Below are 16,045 nucleotides of genomic sequence, written 5' to 3'. Positions count from 1 at the left end.
GGGGGCGGGCGCGCGTCGCGGGTAGCATTTCCCCCGACCCCCACGACCATCGGAGCCGCACCCGCATGACCGACGAGACCGCCACCACCGACACCGCGATCGCCGACGCCGCCGCACTGGCCGAGCAGGAGACCAGCGAGCAGCGACAGGTCCGGCTCGACAAGCGCGCGAAGCTGCTCGAGTCCGGCATCGAGGCGTACCCCGCCGAGCTCCCGATCACGACGACGATCCCGGCGGTCCGCGACCGGTACGCGCACCTCGAGACCGGCGAGGAGACGCAGGACGTCGTCGGTGTCGCCGGCCGCATCGTGTTCTCGCGCAACACCGGGAAGCTCTGCTTCGCGTCGTTGCAGTCCGGCGACGGGTCCCGCATCCAGGCGATGGTGTCCCTCGCCGAGGTCGGAGACGAGTCCCTCGCGCGCTGGAAGGAGTTCGTCGACCTCGGCGACCACGTGTTCGTGCACGGCCGTGTGATCTCCTCGCGCCGCGGTGAGCTGTCGATCATGGTCGACGAGTGGGCGATCGCGGCGAAGGCGATCCTGCCGCTGCCGAACCTGCACAACGAACTGAACGAGGAGACGCGGGTCCGCCAGCGCTACCTCGACCTCATCGTCCGCGACGAAGCACGCGCCACCGTCCGCGCGCGTGCCGCCGTGATGTCCTCGCTCCGCCAGACCTTCACCGAGCACGAGTACCTCGAGGTCGAGACGCCGATGCTGCAGACCCAGCACGGTGGCGCCTCGGCTCGTCCGTTCGTGACCCACTCGAACGCCTTCGACACCGAGCTCTTCCTGCGCATCGCGCCCGAGCTCTTCCTGAAGCGCGCCGTCGTCGGCGGCATCGACCGGGTGTTCGAGATCAACCGGAACTTCCGCAACGAGGGTGCCGACTCGTCGCACTCGCCCGAGTTCGCGATGGTCGAGGCGTACCAGGCGTACGGCAACTACGAGCAGATGGCCGACCTGACGCAGGAGCTCGTGCAGCGCGCTGCGCGGGCCGTGACCGGCGGCTCGCTCGAGGTCACCCTGCCCGACGGCAGCACGTACGACCTGGGCGGCGAGTGGCCGCGCATCGACATGTACGGCTCGCTGTCCGAGGCTGCCGGTCGCGACATCACCCCGGAGACCCCGCTGTCCGAGCTGCAGGAGCTCGCCGCTGCCGAGGGCGTCGAGGTCGCGCACGCCACGCACGGCAAGTACGTCGAAGAACTCTGGGAGCACTTCGTCATCGACTCGCTCGACCGCCCGACGTTCGTGATGAACTTCCCTGTCGACACCTCGCCGCTCACCCGCGAGCACCGCACCCGTCCGGGCATCGTCGAGAAGTGGGACCTGTACGTCCGCGGCTTCGAGCTCGCGACGGCGTACTCCGAGCTCGTCGACCCGGTCGTGCAGCGGGAGCGCTTCGTCGAGCAGGCGAAGCTCGCAGCCGGCGGCGACCCCGAGGCGATGCGCGTCGACGAGGAGTTCCTGCGAGCCCTCGAGCACGCGATGCCCCCGTCGGGTGGCATGGGCATGGGCGTCGACCGCCTGCTCATGGCGATCACCGGCCTCGGCATCCGCGAGACGATCCTGTTCCCCCTGGTCAAGTAAGTCCCGGCTCCCCGGGGTACGATGCTCCGGTGCCGCATGGAGTCGTGACCGGGATCATCTTCGCCCTGACGCCGACCATCGTCGTCGGCCTCATCTTCTGGTTCGTGATGCGCGCCATCATGCGGGCCGACCGCACCGAGCGTGCCGCGTACGCCAAGGTCGAGGCCGAGGAGCGTGCCCGGTTCGAGCGGGAGCACGGCGTCCCCGCGCCAGCGCCGGCCTCGGCCGAGTAGCGCCGCCCGACCCACGTACCGTCCGAAGGCCGTCGTCCGCACCGCGGACGGCGGCCTTCATCGTTCGCGCCCCCTCGACGGCTGTGCCCGCTCGACGGCTGTGCGCCCTCGACCCGTCACGCCCCGTTCACCTCGCCGTCGCGCGCCGGGGTGAGCATCGTCCGCATGGCAACCACACATCCCTTCACGGGCCGCAGCCTCGTCGGTGACATCGAGAGCGAGTACGACGAGTTCGACCGAGACGCCGACCTCGAGGCGTCCAAGCGCCGGGACGGGTGGCTCGAACCCTCCTGGTGACCCCCACCCACTCGGTTTTCGGGGTACGACCGCCGGATCGCATCGATCCGGCCGGACGTACCCCTTTTGCATGTCCGGAAGGCGCGGCGGCACGGGGTACAGGTTCGGAAACGCGTGAGAAACACTCCTGCAACGCCGGAAACATCACGTCACACCCTTGATCCGCGGCAGTTCGGGGCACCACACTGGCAGCATCGCTGTACCCCACGGGGGACGGTTTCGATGACGAAGCACGGAGAAGCCTGAGAATCATTCCGATCGGTTTGTGGGGTACACCTCCGGACCGCTTTACTCATCAACACCCCCAGCAACACCCCCAGCACCACCGCACGAAGCCATCACCGCCGAACGCAGGGAGCAACACCATGACGATCGCACCGGCTGCACCGAGCACCACCCGCCGCGCCACCACGAAGAAGGCAGCGGCATCGAAGACCCAGGCCGCCGAGTCCACGACGACCTCCCTCGACACCGAGGTCGAGGCCGACGAGCAGCTCGCCGGCGTCCGCGGTGCCTCCGTCGACCAGGTCGGCGACTACCTGCGCCACATCGGTCGCCTCTCGCTCCTCACCGCCGAGGAAGAAGCGCAGATCGCCCGTCGCATCGAGGTCGGCCTGTTCGCGGAAGAGAAGCTCGCGACCGAGAAGGGCCTCGCGAAGACCCTGCAGCGTGAACTCCGCTGGCTCGTCCGCGACGGTGAGCGCGCCAAGGAGCGCATGATCACCTCGAACCTCCGCCTGGTCGTCAGCATCGCGAAGCGCTACTCGCAGCGTGGCCTGCCGTTCATGGACGTCATCCAGGAGGGCAACCTCGGCCTGGTCCGTGCGGTCGAGAAGTTCGACTTCACGCAGGGCTACAAGTTCTCGACCTACGCCACCTGGTGGATCCGCCAGGCGATCTCGCGTGGTCTCGCCGACAAGGCCCGCACGATCCGCATCCCGGTCCACACCGTCGAGCTGATCAACAAGATCTCCCGCACCGAGCGCGACCTGACCGTCGACCTCGGCCGCGCGCCGATGCCCGACGAGGTCGCCGCCGAGCTGAGCATGACGGTGGAAGAGCTCGTCGACCTCAAGGGTCGCTCGCACGAGCCGGTCTCGATCCACACCGTGGTCGGCGACTCGGACGACAGCGAGCTCGGTGACTTCATCGAGGACGAGGACGCTGCGTCCCCGAACGAGCTCACCGAGACCACGCTCCTGCACCGCGACATCCGTTCGATCGTCGCCGAGCTGCCGAGCGAGGAAGCCAACGTGATCCGCATGCGCTACGGCCTCGACGACGACAAGCCGATGACGCTCGACGAGATCTCGAAGATCGTGCACACGACCCGCCAGGCCGTCAGCCGGGTGGAGTCGCGCGCCAAGCTGCGCCTGTTCGCCAAGGCGGTCTCGCAGGACATGCAGCTGTACCTGACCGACTGAGGTCAGCAGGCTTCGGCCGGCGCTCGCGTCGGCAGGGGAACCCGGGTCGGTCTGTGGGAAGACGATCCGGTGGGGTGATGGGAAGGCCCGCTCGAGCACTGCTCGAGCGGGCCATTCACGTTCGTGGGCGCCGGACGCCGGCCGGACCGCTACTGGTCGAGTTCGCGCCCGAGCTTCTGCCGCAGGTCGCTCGGGATCAGCTCGATGAGCTGGTCGGGCCGGACCGGCAGGTCGAGCAGGCTCAGCTTCACCCGACCGGTGCGTCCGTGCCGCTCGGCGTCGAGTCGGACGACGCTGCCGGCGTCCTTGCGGAGTCGGACGTCGATCTGCGCGCCGGTGGCGACCTCGCCGACGACGAGCCCGTCGACCTCGAGTGCGGCGCTCCTGGTGCCCTCGGCGATGTCGAACCGGTAGCGCTCGCGCGCGGCGAGCACCACGGCGCGGTCGATGCCCGCCATCGGGGCGACCGGGGTGACGACGGACCCGGAGAGTGCGGGGGAGAGCACCGGGCCACCCGCGGCGTAGTTGTACGCGGTGGAGCCGGCCGGGGTCGCGGCGACGATGGCGTCGGCGCGGTAGTAGCCGTAGCCGAGCCCGCCGACACTGAGGTCCGCCGACACCTGACCGGAACCGGGGCGCCGCACGATCGTCAGGTCGTTGAACGCCAGGTAGTCCGTGCGTGCGCCGCTCCAGGACAGCCGGGCCTCGAGCGCGTGGTGCGGCTCGAGCTGGTACTCGCCGGCCGACAGTCGGTCGAGCGCTGCCTCGAGCTCGGGCGGCTCGATCTCCACCAGGAACCCGACGTTGCCGTAGTTCACGCCGAGCACCGGGACCGGGCGCTTCGCCACGAGTCGCATGGCGCCGAGCATGGTGCCGTCGCCGCCGAGGGCCACGACGAGGTCGACGCGTGCGGTGAAGTCGTCGTCCTCCACCGCGGTGATGCCCCCGCCGATCCGCTGTGCATCGGCTCGGCGGGCGACGAGCTCGCCCCGGCCGGACGCGTTCCATCGCTGCAAGGTCGTGACGGACTCCTGCACGTTCTTGGTCGGGTGGACGACGAGGCCGACGACGGGCTGATCCATGACCGGATGGTACCGAGCCGCGCTGAACCGAGGGCTGTTCAATTGCCATCGCATGCGATATTCTGAATACATGCAGATCGCTCAGCTGTCCGTCGCCCTCCCCACCGTCCGGCAGGGTCGCGAGATCGTGCTGCTCGCCGACCTCGAGTCCCACGAGACCGGCTTCGGCTTCGTCGACGCGGAGCACCTCCTGCTCGCCGCCGTCACCCTCTGCAACGGGATGCCCCGGTTCCGCCCGGTCCTCGAGGCGCACGGGGTCAGCCCCGAAGCCGTCCGCTCCGAGATCAGCGTCTTCGTCGGTGCGCGGGCGGCGTGCCCCGACGAGCACGATCGGGTCGCCTGCACACCGGCGGCCGCCCGGGTCCTCGCACGAGCAGCCGTCCTCGCTGGTCCGGCCGAACGTGTCCGCCCGGTCCACGTCGTGCTGGCCGTCCTCGCCGGCGTCGACGACCCCTTCATGGGGTCGGCGCACGACGTCCTCGACGCCCTGGGCGTTGAGCCGCGCCGCTTCCGGCGTGCCCTGCGCCGGGCAGCGCGCCGCGCCTGACACGCGACCCAGGAGCGATCGGGAGGCCCGTGGCGGACGCCGCCACGGGCCTCCCGTCGTCTGTTCCGTTCGCTCACTGCGCACATCGCGCAGTGAGGTCACGCCCACGGCGAACAGGGGCAGCCCGCACGGGGAGCGCTGGTTACTCTCGGAGTACGTGACCGGACTCAGACGAGACCGGACCAGCTGTCGGCTCCGTCAGAAAGGGCCAAGGGAGAGCACATGTTCGAGAGATTCACCGACCGAGCCCGTCGTGTTGTCGTCCTCGCTCAAGAAGAAGCGAAGATGCTCAACCACAACTACATCGGCACCGAGCACATCCTCCTCGGCCTGATCCACGAGGGCGAGGGCGTTGCTGCCAAGGCGCTGGAGTCGCTCGGCATCTCGCTCGACGCCGTCCGCGAGCAGGTCCAGGACATCATCGGCCAGGGTCAGCAGCAGCCGACCGGGCACATCCCGTTCACGCCGCGTGCCAAGAAGGTGCTCGAGCTGTCCCTGCGCGAAGCGCTGCAGCTCGGCCACAACTACATCGGTACCGAGCACATCCTGCTCGGCCTGATCCGCGAGGGCGAGGGCGTCGCAGCCCAGGTTCTCGTGAAGCTCGGCGCCGACCTCAACCGGGTCCGCCAGCAGGTCATCCAGCTCCTGTCCGGCTACCAGGGCAAGGAAGCGGTCGCCGTCGGCGGCGAGCAGCAGCAGAACGCGCAGCAGGGTTCGCAGGTCCTCGACCAGTTCGGTCGGAACCTCACCCAGGCCGCGCGCGACGGCAAGCTCGACCCCGTCATCGGGCGCGAGAAGGAGATGGAGCGGGTCATGCAGATCCTCTCCCGCCGTTCGAAGAACAACCCCGTCCTGATCGGTGAGCCCGGCGTCGGCAAGACCGCCGTCGTCGAGGGCCTCGCCCAGGCGATCGTCAAGGGCGACGTGCCCGAGACGCTGAAGGACAAGCAGCTCTACTCGCTCGACCTCGGCTCGCTCATCGCCGGGTCGCGCTACCGCGGTGACTTCGAGGAGCGCCTGAAGAAGGTCACGAAGGAGATCCGCACCCGCGGCGACATCATCGTCTTCATCGACGAGATCCACACGCTCGTCGGTGCCGGTGCTGCCGAAGGTGCGATCGACGCCGCGTCGATCCTCAAGCCCCTCCTCGCCCGCGGTGAGCTCCAGACCATCGGTGCCACCACGCTCGACGAGTACCGCAAGCACTTCGAGAAGGACGCAGCACTCGAGCGTCGCTTCCAGTCGGTGCAGGTCAACGAGCCGTCGCTGCCGCACACGATCAACATCCTCAAGGGCCTGCGCGACAAGTACGAGGCGTTCCACAAGGTGTCCATCACCGACGGTGCGATCGTCTCGGCCGCCAACCTGGCGGACCGCTACGTGCAGGACCGCTTCCTGCCGGACAAGGCCATCGACCTGATCGACGAGGCCGGCGCACGCCTGCGCCTCTCGATCCTGTCGGCGCCCCCGGAGCTCCGCGAGTTCGACGAGAAGATCTCGACGGTCCGCGGATCGAAGGAAGCCGCCATCGAGGAGCAGGACTTCGAGAAGGCCGCCAGCCTGCGTGACGAGGAGAAGAAGCTCCTGGGTGAGCGTCTCCGCCTCGAGAAGCAGTGGCGTGCCGGTGACGTCGCCGCGTCCGGCACCGTCGACGAGGGCATCATCGCCGAGGTCCTGGCGCAGGCCACGGGCATCCCGGTGTTCAAGCTCACCGAAGAGGAGACCTCGCGTCTCGTCTTCATGGAGAAGGCACTGCACCAGCGGGTCATCGGTCAGGAAGAGGCCATCTCGGCCCTGTCCAAGACCATCCGCCGGACCCGTGCCGGTCTGAAGGACCCGAACCGCCCCTCGGGCTCGTTCATCTTCGCCGGGCCCACGGGCGTCGGCAAGACCGAGCTCGCCAAGGCGCTCGCCGAGTTCCTGTTCGACGACGAGGGCGCACTGATCTCCCTCGACATGTCGGAGTTCGGTGAGAAGCACACCGTTTCGCGTCTGTTCGGTGCCCCTCCCGGGTTCGTCGGCTTCGAAGAGGGCGGCCAGCTCACCGAGAAGGTGCGCCGCAAGCCGTTCTCCGTGGTCTTGTTCGACGAGATCGAGAAGGCCCACCCGGACATCTTCAACTCGCTGCTGCAGGTGCTCGAGGAAGGCCGTCTCACCGACGGTCAGGGCCGCGTGGTCGACTTCAAGAACACCGTCATCATCATGACCACGAACCTCGGTTCGCAGGGCATCGCCGGTGGCCCGGTGGGCTTCCAGGTCGAGGGTGACTCGGCCGTCGGCTACGACCGCATGCGCGGCAAGGTCAACGAGGAGCTCAAGAAGCACTTCAAGCCGGAGTTCCTGAACCGCGTCGACGACACGATCGTGTTCCCGCAGCTGTCGCAGCCCGAGCTGCTGCAGATCGTGGACCTGTTCGTGAAGCGCCTGGCCGACCGTCTGCTCGACCGTGACATGACGGTGGAGCTCACCCTCCCCGCCAAGGAGCAGCTCATCAAGGTCGGGTTCGACCCGTCCCTCGGTGCACGCCCGCTGCGTCGCGCGATGCAGCACGAGGTCGAGGACCAGCTGTCCGAGCACATCCTGCAGGGTGAGCTCACCGCCGGTGACCACGTGAAGGTCGACTTCGTCGACGGTGCGTTCCACTTCGAGACCGGGCGTCAGCCGGGCCGCGAAGAGGTCCTCGCTGGCGCAGCCGCGGTCGAGACCGCGACCGACGCGCCCCAGGGTGAGATCGAGTCCTAGGACCCGACACCAGACAGACGGGAGGCCCGGTGCCAGCTGGCACCGGGCCTCCCGTCTGTCCGTGTGCGGACGTGTCAGGCCGTGATCACGCCTGCACGTCGCCGCGCCAGCCCGTGTCGGTCGGAGCCGACTCGACGCGCTCCTTGTAGTTCTGCAGGTCCTTCTTGATGGCGTGGCCACCGACGCCGACCGCAGCGCCGAGCTTCTCGAGGAAGCCGGAGGGCTCCCAGTCGATCTGCGCGGTCACGCGCGTCTCGTTGTCGGACAGCTTGTGGAAGGTGACGACGCCGGCGTGGTCGGTCTCGCCGTCCTTCACGGCCCAGGCGACCCGCTCGTCGGGGTGCTGCTCGGTGATGACGGCGCGGAACTCGCGCTCCTGGCCGGCGACCTTCACGGTCCAGTCGGTGGTCTTGTCGTCGACCTGGACGATCTTCTCGACCTCGTCGAGGAAGTGCGGGAACTCCTCGAAGCGGGTCCACTGACCGTACGCTGCTGAGACGGGGACGTTGACGTCGACGGTTTCGATGATCTGAGGCATGGTGTGGACGGTAGGCGGCCACGCCTGGGCGCAGCACAGCGGGGTGTCCCCCGGAGCGGTCGGGTGCCGCTCGTCCGCGCCCGGCTATGGTTGTCGGGATGACAGAGCACGGGAAGCACGCGTTCCACGAACGTGACGAGCACGGGATCCTGGTGCGTCCGGCACTTGCCTCGGACGTCCCGCACATCCAGCGGCTCATCGCCCCCTACGTCGACCGGCGCATCCTGCTCGGCAAGGAGAACGTCGCGCTGTACGGCTCGATCCAGCAGTTCCGGATCGCCGAGGGTCCCGACGGCGTCCCGATCGGCTGCGGTGCCCTCGCCGTCTTCTGGGACGACATCGCCGAGGTGCGCACGCTCGCCCTCGACGCCGACTGGATCCACAAGCGCGTCGGACACCGGATGCTCGAGGCGCTCGAACACGACGGCCGCGAACTCGGCGTCGCGCGGATCTTCTGCCTGACGTTCGAGGTCGACTTCTTCGCGAAGCACGGGTACCTGGAGATCGGCGAGCAGGTCGTCGAACCGGCGGTCTACGCCGAGCTGGTGCGGTCGTCGGACGAAGGGGTCGCGGAGTTCCTCGACCTCGCCCGGGTCAAGCCGAACACCCTCGGCAACACCCGCATGCTGAAGATCCTCTGACGCTTTCGCGCGGCCGGCGGGGGTCCCGCACCGGGCATCCGCGGTTGTCTACCCTGTGCGCATGTCGTCGTTGCGTCACCCCGTCGGGCCCGAGAAGCCGGTCGTGTACTGGCGCCGTCGTGCAGCCGTGCTCGGCGCACTCGTGATCATCGTCGTGGTGATCGTGCTCATCGTCGTCGGACGGGGGAGCGCGTCGACCCCGACGGCAGCGCCCACGTCCTCGCCGTCCGCTTCGGCTTCGGCTTCGGCCGGTGGTGCGTCGTCCGCTGCCCCGTCCCGTTCGGCGTCGGCATCTGCGTCGGCGTCTGCGTCGGGCGCTGCCGACGGGTCGACGTGCAGCAAGGACCAGGTCGTCCTGACGCCCGTGCTCGACAAGGAGGCGTACGGCCCCACCGAGGACCCGAAGATCGCCATGTCGATCAAGAACACCGGCACGAACTCGTGCCACCTCGACCTCGGGTCAGCGCAGCAGGTGCTGACGATCAGCTCGGGCGAGGAACAGTACTGGTCGTCGAAGGACTGCCAGACCGGCGGCACGAACCAGGACGTCACGATCAAGTCCGGGCAGACCCTGACCACGCCCGCGATCGCCTGGGACCGCACCCGGTCGTCCACCACGACGTGCGATGCGTCCCGCCCGGCGGTGTCGGCCGACGGGGCGAGCTACCACCTGCAGGTCGAGGTGGGGAACCTCGAGTCGAAGGCCTCGGTGCAGTTCATCCTGCAGTAGCCCGGGCGTCGCGCGGGCTGGTAGCCTCGATCCAAGTGGATTGGGAATGCCCGATCGGCGTCGAACCCCCGGAACCCCCGGGGGTTCTCGCTTTCACGGGTACACCTTCAGGCCCCACTTCACCGAACCAGACGGCGACTTCGGCATGCGCTCGAGGATCCGGTCCCACGCGCGGTTGGGCTGCTCGGGCTTGAGGAGATGTGTGCCGATCGGACGAGCGTCGAGATCGGCGATCTGGAGCCCGGCACTGTTCGTCTGCTTGCTCGCGATCTTGAAACGGAAGGTCTCGGCCATCCCGCGCATCTTCGTGGTGCTCATGATTCGGTCGAACTCGGCCTCCAGCTCCCGGTCCTCGGAGCGGCCCCGACTCTTGAAGACCACGAACGTCTCGCACCGGGACGCTCCTCGATCCTGGAGCTGCAAGAAGACCCGTTCGAGCCCGAACTCGAGCGCGACGTGGTACGGACTCGTGTCCTCCCCGACCCGGCGGACGAACTCGTGCTTCCGGATGGCGGATGCAACCACCCCGAAGCGCTCATCGAACACGGCGTCGACTCTTGCCATGAAGTCGCTGCGGACGGAGGCGTTCAGGAGGATGTCGAACGGCGGAGCTGACTGACGCATCTCCCGCTCGTGGAGGACGACCATGTCGTGGTTGAAGAAGTCGAACTTGAGGCGTTGGACGAGCGGAACGATCCGGTCGACGTAGACGTCGACGGGGAAGATGCAGAACGCGAGCACGAACATCGGGTAGTCCGGATTGATGCGCGTGAGACTGTGATCTCCGCTTTCGTCGACGTAGACGATGTATCCACTGCGCACCGGTCCAACATATCAGTGGACAGCAAACGGCCCCGCCGTCCAGTGGACGACGGGGCCGTTCGAAGCTGATGTGATCAGCCGAGGACGGTGATGTTCTCCGCCTGCGGGCCCTTGCGGCCCTCGGTGATGTCGAACTCCACCTTCTGGTTCTCCTCCAGCGACTTGTAGCCGTTGCCGGCGATCGCGGAGAAGTGCGCGAAGACGTCAGCGCTTCCGTCGTCCGGGGCGATGAAGCCGAAGCCCTTTTCGTTGTTGAACCACTTGACGGTACCGGTAGATGCCATGATGGCGTTTCCTTAGCTTTCTTGCGTTCCGCCATGGTGCGATCGCACCTGCGGAGCCCCGACGTACGTCGACGGGGGTGATGCGCCACGCGGGCAGGTGCCGGCGGGACGGGTTCGGGGTCAGGCCTGATGGCCAGTGACCCTGGTAGTCCGAGTTGAGGGGCAAACCACCTCGCTCGAACGTTGAGCGCCGCCGAAGCGGTTCCATCAGGCTAGCGTGCTCTGGGCCGACTGGCTACCCGTGCGTCACTGAACGACGAAAATCTGGTGGAATTGCTCAGATGGCAGACAAGGAACAGCGCTTCCGGAGTGAACAACTCGAGGAAGCCCTCGCGAAGCAGGACGTCGCTGCGGTGGCGTTCGCGCTGCGCAACGACATCGTGATCGTCCCCCGGCTCGTGACCGGCAAGAAGGACATGCAGGTGCGGGTCTTCGGGCGCGAAGGCTCTGAACAGCGCATCCTGCTGCTGTTCTCGTCGGCGGACGCCTACACGGCGATGGTGCCGGACGAGAAGATCCGGCAGGTCATGGTCTACGACGGACCGCGACTCGAAGAGTTCCTGGCCGCCCACCTCGACATGCTCGAGGGCGTGTTCTTCGACATCGCCGGGCCGAACACCATGCAGGCGACGCCGGAGGACCTGCTGGCCGCATTGCGCGCTTAGTCGATCAGAACGCGCGGTCGAGTTCGCGCTCGCGGGCGGACTGCGTCATCGAGAACGCCACTCGGAGTGCTTCGCGCAGATGCCCGGAGTCGGCGCCGAGGACGGTCGTGAAGCCGAGTCGGCTCGCCTCGTTCACCCGCTGCTTGGTCCCCGTGGCCGGACGGATCTCGCCCGCCAGACTGATCTCGCCCACGGCCGCGAGCGTGTGCGGGTACGGACGGTCCCGTGCCGCGCTCGCCAGGGCCAGGGCGATCGCCAGATCGGCGCCAGGCTCGGTCAGCTTCATGCCGCCCACCGTGGAGACGTAGACGTCGGCATCGGAGAGCTTGAGACCGGCTCGGCGTTCGAGCACCGCGAGCAGCATCGCCACGCGTGACGCATCGACGCCGTTCACGACCCGGCGGGGCTGCGGTGCCGAGCTCGGGACGATGAGCGCCTGGACCTCGACCGGGAGCGCCCGGCGCCCCTCGAGCGCGACGGTCACGCACGTGCCGGAGACCGGAGTCGCGTTCTTCGACATGAAGAGGCCGCTCGGGTCCGGGACCTCGTGGATGCCGTCCCCGCCCATGTCGAAGCACCCGACCTCGTCCGTGGGACCGAACCGGTTCTTCAACGCCCGGACGAAGCGGAGCGCGGTCTGCCGGTCGCCCTCGAAGTGGCAGACGACGTCGACCAGGTGCTCGAGGAGACGCGGCCCGGCGATCGTGCCGTCCTTGGTGACGTGGCCGACGATCAGGACTGGGAGGGCGCGGTCCTTCGCGATCCGGATCAGGGTCGAGGCGACCTCGCGCACCTGCGACGTCCCACCTGCGATGCCGTCGATCGAGCTCGACGAGATGGTCTGCACGGAGTCGGCGATGAGCAAGTCCGGCTTGACCTGGTCGATCTGGCCGATGATGACGCCGAGGTCGACCTCGCTCGCCAGGTAGAGGTCGTCGTGCATCGCGCCGGTGCGCTCGGCACGCAGCCGGACCTGGTCGACGGACTCTTCCGCACTGACGTAGAGAACACGCTTGCCGGAAGCTGCCGCCCGTGAAGCGACCTCGAGCAGGAGCGTGGACTTGCCGACGCCGGGTTCGCCGGACAGCAGGACCGCGGCACCGGGCACCACCCCGCCGCCGAGCACGCGGTCGAACTCGCCGATGCCGGTCTGCCACCGCTGCACCGTCGTGCCGCGGGCTTCGGTGATGGGCCGCGCCGCTCGGGCACCGGTGACGGCCACGGCCGCGGTGCCACGAGTACTCGCCGAGACCGCCGAGGAGTCCTCGACCGTGCCCCAGGTCTGGCACTCGCCGCACCGGCCGACCCACTTGACACTGGTCCAGCCGCACTCGGTGCATCGGTAGAGGGACTGCGGGCGCGCCATGTCGTCGAGGCTAGGCCGTGCCGCCGACATCGCCGGAGCGGTGCACCGGCTCGTCGGGCAGGGCGATCGACCCCGTCATCCGGTTGCGGATCCGTTCGACGGGACTCGGTCGGTTGGCGTGGTCGAGTGCCTCGGCGCCGTCGGTGTCCTGCTCAGCCCGGGCGTTCGCGACGGCGCCGGCCTCTCGCCCGAGGTTCTCCGCCTCACGCGCGGACAGGTAGTGCCGGATCGCCGCCACTGTGTCGACCCGGGCGTCCACCGCAGGCTCGAACGCGCTCGCCCAGACCTCGTACCCCCGATCGTTCGGGTGGAACAGGTCGCCGTAGCTGTTGAAGAACGTGCGGCGGACCCCGACCCGCTTCGTGATGGTGTGCAGCGGCGCCACCGTCAGCCCGAACTCCGCGGCCACCCGGTGCACGATCTCGTTCGCCACCGCCACCTTGCGCTCACGGTCCGGCACGAACATGCACGGCAGCTCGGCGACCACGGCGTGCGACGGCACCGCGCCGTAGATCGCCCGGATGTTCCGCTCGAACTTGTCCGGGTCGAAGTCCGCGATGTCGTTCGCCCCGATCGACACCGTGCAGATGTCCGGCGTGTACTGCCGGAGCTTCGGCAACTGGTCGCGCTTGGCACCCCAGGTCGTCGAGCCCGAGACGCTCAGGTTCACGACCCGCACCGACTCGTGGGAACGATGCCGGATCCGGCGCGCCAACAGACCCACGTACCCGCGCGACGGCACCGTCGCGCCGACGCCCTGGGCCGCCGAGTCGCCGATCGCCACGTACAGGAGCTGCCCCTCGTGCTGCTGTCGCTCGTGCCACCAGTCGGCGTGGATCGGCAGCATGTCGACCACCCGTTGCGCGGCCGCCCGCTGGCCCTTGACGCCGGCCCGGGCCCCGACGGCGGCTGCCCCGAGGACACCAGCCCCACCGAGGACGGACGTCAGGAGTGCGATGAGCGTGCGGGTCTTCATGTCGTGGACGGTACGCCCGCAGGCCGAGTCGACGACGTGGGCGGCCTGTGGGTGTGGGAAGAGCCGTGGAGGTGACCGCCTGTGGAGGGCGAGCCGACGTCGGGTGGCGTGACGGGCCTCCCGGATCGTGTAAACTCTTTCCCGGTACCGTGTCCGAGCGGCCGAAGGATCATGTCTCGAAAACATGTGTGGGGGCAACTCCACCGTGGGTTCAAATCCCACCGGTACCGCCACAGGGCGATTCACGGATCTCGATGAAGACATTCTCGGGATTCGTGAACCCCACGACGAAGGCCCCCGGGAGCATCCCGGGGGCCTTCGTCGATGATGACGGTGGTCACGCTCTTCCCTCGTGCGGCAAGACTCAGGGCTGCAGGTGTGGATGCCCCAACGGTTGACGGCGTCGGCGGACCGCATGTGTGAGACTTGTCGTCCGTGACGGTCTCTCATGGTGCTCGCCGATCGCTTGACCGTCCTCAGACCGTGCGCGTCATCGCGTTCACCATCGTGGTCGTCGCAGCATTGGTCTTCGCCTACTGGCACGTCGGTCGGCAGCGCGTGGACGTCGACGAAGACGTGTACGTGGTCTCGGGGTGGGAGTACCTGCACGGCGTCTTCATCCGGAACCTCGAGCACCCGCCGACCGCGAAGTACCTGTTCGGACTCGCCGAAGTCGTGCTCGGGGCACCGGGGCCGCTCGGTCCGCGGTACGTCGCCGCGACTGCCTCGTTCGGCACCGGACTCATCTTCTTCCTGTGGTTCCGGCGATCCGTTGGGTTCTGGGCGGCACTGATCACCGCTGCGCTCTGGTGGCTCACCCCGCGGGCGAACGGGATCGCCTGGTCAGACCCGGGCTCCGGCGTGGCGACGAGGATGGACCGCACCGCCCTGCTCGAACCGGTCATGGTGTTCTTCGCCGTGGCAGCGATGTACGCGGCGTGGCGGTGGATCAACGGTTCCGATCGCCGACGGTGGTTCTGGGCCAGCGCGTCCGGATTGCTGCTCGCGCTGTCGGTGACCTCGAAGGTGACCTCGGCGGTGCTCGTGATCGCGATCATCGCGTTGCCGATCCTGTTCCGCCGGTGGTCGGACCTGCTCACCGGCGGGCTCATCGCCGCTGGGACGTTCGTCATCGCCTTCGTCCTGCTGTACGCGCCGGTGGGGTTCGAACGAGGCTTCCTCCACATGCTCCAGTTCCAGACGGAGCACTCGACAACCGGCCACACGATCGAACTGCTCGGGCGCGAGTACCAGTTCGCCCCGTGGTGGGCGAACTTCGTGTACTTCTCGCAGGGCACGAGCCGCTGGATCGTGCTGGTCCTGATCATCGGCCTCGTCGCGGCCTTCGTGTTCCGACCCGACCGCCTGGTGGCGTACTTGAGCATCGGCCTCGGCGCGCAAGTCGCGTTCCTGACCTCGTCCGACGTTGCGCTGGCCCACTACTACTACGCTTGGATGCCGCTCCTCATCGCCCTCGCCGGTGTCGGCTTCGGTCGCGCGGGCTGGCCGGCGCGAAGTCCCGGCCGGCGCCAGGCCACCCTGCGGGTCGCGGGCGTGGGCCTGGTGCTCCTCCTCGCCGTCGCCCCGGTGGTCCGGCTCGGCGCCGCGGTTGCCCACGCCCGTCCGGCTGGCATCGCAAGGCTCGACGCGGAGCTGCGCGCCCGCGGAGTCGACGGCGGCACCATCCTGTTCGGCGGGTACAACTTCGTCGCGTGGAAGCCCTACTTCTTCCCGCGGGGCACCTGGGAGCCCGACGCCGACGACATCACCGCCGTCGTCCAGGGCGTCGACAGCCGCTTCCCGATGAAACCAGGCGTCTCCTCTTTCCTCCGTGCCCACCGTGACGATCTCGAGTACTTCACCGTCGACGAGCTGCAAGTGTGGATCCCGAAGGGCGGCGCTCTCCAGGAACGTGGTGGTGTGCTCGAACCCTCACCTGCGCGCACCGAATCCACTCAGTCGCACTGAGGCGTGTGCCCGGTACTCTTCCTGGCGTGAACGCGGACCAACGACCATGAGCGAGACCCTGGTCATCATCCCGACCTACGACGAGGCGGAGAACGTCCGTCCCATCGTCGAGCGCACGCTCGCCGCGACCGACGAGAA

16 protein-coding genes and 1 tRNA gene are annotated in these 16,045 nt (G+C 68.3%); 11 read left to right on the top strand and 6 right to left on the bottom strand.

Annotated elements, in window-relative coordinates; all coding sequences use genetic code 11:
* Nucleotides 1–65 precede the first annotated feature (65 nt).
* The 4 genes from lysS (at nt 66) to EDF42_RS00995 (ending at nt 3,546) form a co-directional block, all read left to right on the top strand.
* Nucleotides 66–1,592 (top strand): lysine--tRNA ligase, encoded by a 1,527-nt coding sequence (gene lysS, locus EDF42_RS01005; RefSeq protein WP_123671231.1) that lies wholly within the window; start codon nt 66–68, stop codon nt 1,590–1,592.
* 29 nt (nt 1,593–1,621) lie between these two features.
* Nucleotides 1,622–1,825: a hypothetical protein gene (locus EDF42_RS01000; protein WP_111086942.1), complete on the top strand. Its 204-nt coding sequence runs from the start codon at nt 1,622–1,624 to the stop codon at nt 1,823–1,825.
* A 165-nt stretch (nt 1,826–1,990) separates the two neighbouring features.
* Complete coding sequence (locus EDF42_RS19160) at nt 1,991–2,122, top strand: hypothetical protein (protein WP_258373406.1); 132 nt, start codon at nt 1,991–1,993, stop codon at nt 2,120–2,122.
* 365 nt (nt 2,123–2,487) lie between these two features.
* Nucleotides 2,488–3,546 (top strand): sigma-70 family RNA polymerase sigma factor, encoded by a 1,059-nt coding sequence (locus EDF42_RS00995; protein WP_123671230.1) that lies wholly within the window; start codon nt 2,488–2,490, stop codon nt 3,544–3,546.
* A gap of 149 nt (nt 3,547–3,695) precedes the next feature.
* On the opposite strand, the gene EDF42_RS00990 is transcribed toward EDF42_RS00995, so the two are convergent.
* Nucleotides 3,696–4,628, bottom strand: a complete 933-nt coding sequence (locus EDF42_RS00990) for an NAD(+)/NADH kinase (protein WP_111086944.1) — start codon at nt 4,626–4,628, stop codon at nt 3,696–3,698.
* A 70-nt stretch (nt 4,629–4,698) separates the two neighbouring features.
* On the opposite strand from EDF42_RS00990, the gene EDF42_RS00985 reads away from it, so the two are divergent.
* A complete protein-coding gene (locus EDF42_RS00985; protein WP_185040705.1) occupies nt 4,699–5,175 on the top strand; it encodes a Clp protease N-terminal domain-containing protein in 477 nt (158 codons plus the stop codon).
* Between the two features lie 222 nt (nt 5,176–5,397).
* Nucleotides 5,398–7,917, top strand: a complete 2,520-nt coding sequence (locus EDF42_RS00980; RefSeq protein WP_123294552.1) for an ATP-dependent Clp protease ATP-binding subunit — start codon at nt 5,398–5,400, stop codon at nt 7,915–7,917.
* Nucleotides 7,918–8,002: 85 nt separating this feature from the next.
* On the opposite strand, the gene EDF42_RS00975 is transcribed toward EDF42_RS00980, so the two are convergent.
* Nucleotides 8,003–8,455, bottom strand: coding sequence for an SRPBCC family protein (locus tag EDF42_RS00975; protein WP_123339192.1), 453 nt, complete (start codon nt 8,453–8,455; stop codon nt 8,003–8,005).
* 98 nt (nt 8,456–8,553) lie between these two features.
* Here EDF42_RS00975 and EDF42_RS00970 point away from each other — a divergent pair, with 98 nt between their 5' ends.
* Nucleotides 8,554–9,096, top strand: a complete 543-nt coding sequence (locus EDF42_RS00970; RefSeq protein WP_173170102.1) for an amino-acid N-acetyltransferase — start codon at nt 8,554–8,556, stop codon at nt 9,094–9,096.
* 61 nt (nt 9,097–9,157) lie between these two features.
* Complete coding sequence (locus EDF42_RS18595) at nt 9,158–9,826, top strand: hypothetical protein (protein WP_148067582.1); 669 nt, start codon at nt 9,158–9,160, stop codon at nt 9,824–9,826.
* A 93-nt stretch (nt 9,827–9,919) separates the two neighbouring features.
* Here the strand turns inward: EDF42_RS18595 and EDF42_RS00955 are convergent, their stop codons facing one another.
* Both EDF42_RS00955 and EDF42_RS00950 read right to left on the bottom strand, forming a co-directional pair.
* Nucleotides 9,920–10,648 carry a DUF3800 domain-containing protein gene (locus EDF42_RS00955; protein WP_123671226.1) on the bottom strand — a complete coding sequence of 243 codons (729 nt, stop codon included), beginning with the start codon at nt 10,646–10,648 and terminating at the stop codon, nt 9,920–9,922.
* A gap of 74 nt (nt 10,649–10,722) precedes the next feature.
* Nucleotides 10,723–10,932 (bottom strand): cold-shock protein, encoded by a 210-nt coding sequence (locus EDF42_RS00950; protein ID WP_017887662.1) that lies wholly within the window; start codon nt 10,930–10,932, stop codon nt 10,723–10,725.
* Between the two features lie 281 nt (nt 10,933–11,213).
* Here EDF42_RS00950 and EDF42_RS00945 point away from each other — a divergent pair, with 281 nt between their 5' ends.
* Nucleotides 11,214–11,597, top strand: a complete 384-nt coding sequence (locus EDF42_RS00945) for an SseB family protein (RefSeq protein WP_123671225.1) — start codon at nt 11,214–11,216, stop codon at nt 11,595–11,597.
* Nucleotides 11,598–11,601: 4 nt separating this feature from the next.
* Here EDF42_RS00945 and radA read toward each other — a convergent pair whose 3' ends face one another.
* The gene (gene radA / locus EDF42_RS00940; protein ID WP_185021261.1) at nt 11,602–12,963 is read right to left on the bottom strand and encodes a DNA repair protein RadA; all 1,362 of its coding nucleotides are present in this window, start codon (nt 12,961–12,963) and stop codon (nt 11,602–11,604) included.
* A 10-nt stretch (nt 12,964–12,973) separates the two neighbouring features.
* Entirely contained in the window at nt 12,974–13,939 is a 966-nt protein-coding gene (locus EDF42_RS00935; protein WP_185040703.1) for an SGNH/GDSL hydrolase family protein, read from the bottom strand.
* A 143-nt stretch (nt 13,940–14,082) separates the two neighbouring features.
* On the opposite strand from EDF42_RS00935, the gene EDF42_RS00930 reads away from it, so the two are divergent.
* Nucleotides 14,083–14,172 (top strand) — tRNA-Ser (locus EDF42_RS00930).
* A 250-nt stretch (nt 14,173–14,422) separates the two neighbouring features.
* Nucleotides 14,423–15,907, top strand: coding sequence for a phospholipid carrier-dependent glycosyltransferase (locus EDF42_RS00925; RefSeq protein ID WP_123671223.1), 1,485 nt, complete (start codon nt 14,423–14,425; stop codon nt 15,905–15,907).
* The last annotated feature ends 138 nt before the right edge of the window (nt 15,908–16,045 follow it).

It is taken from the genome of Curtobacterium sp. PhB172 (assembly GCF_003752545.1).
Classification (GTDB): Bacteria; Actinomycetota; Actinomycetes; order Actinomycetales; family Microbacteriaceae; genus Curtobacterium.
This window is presented reverse-complemented; position numbering and strand designations above follow the sequence as displayed.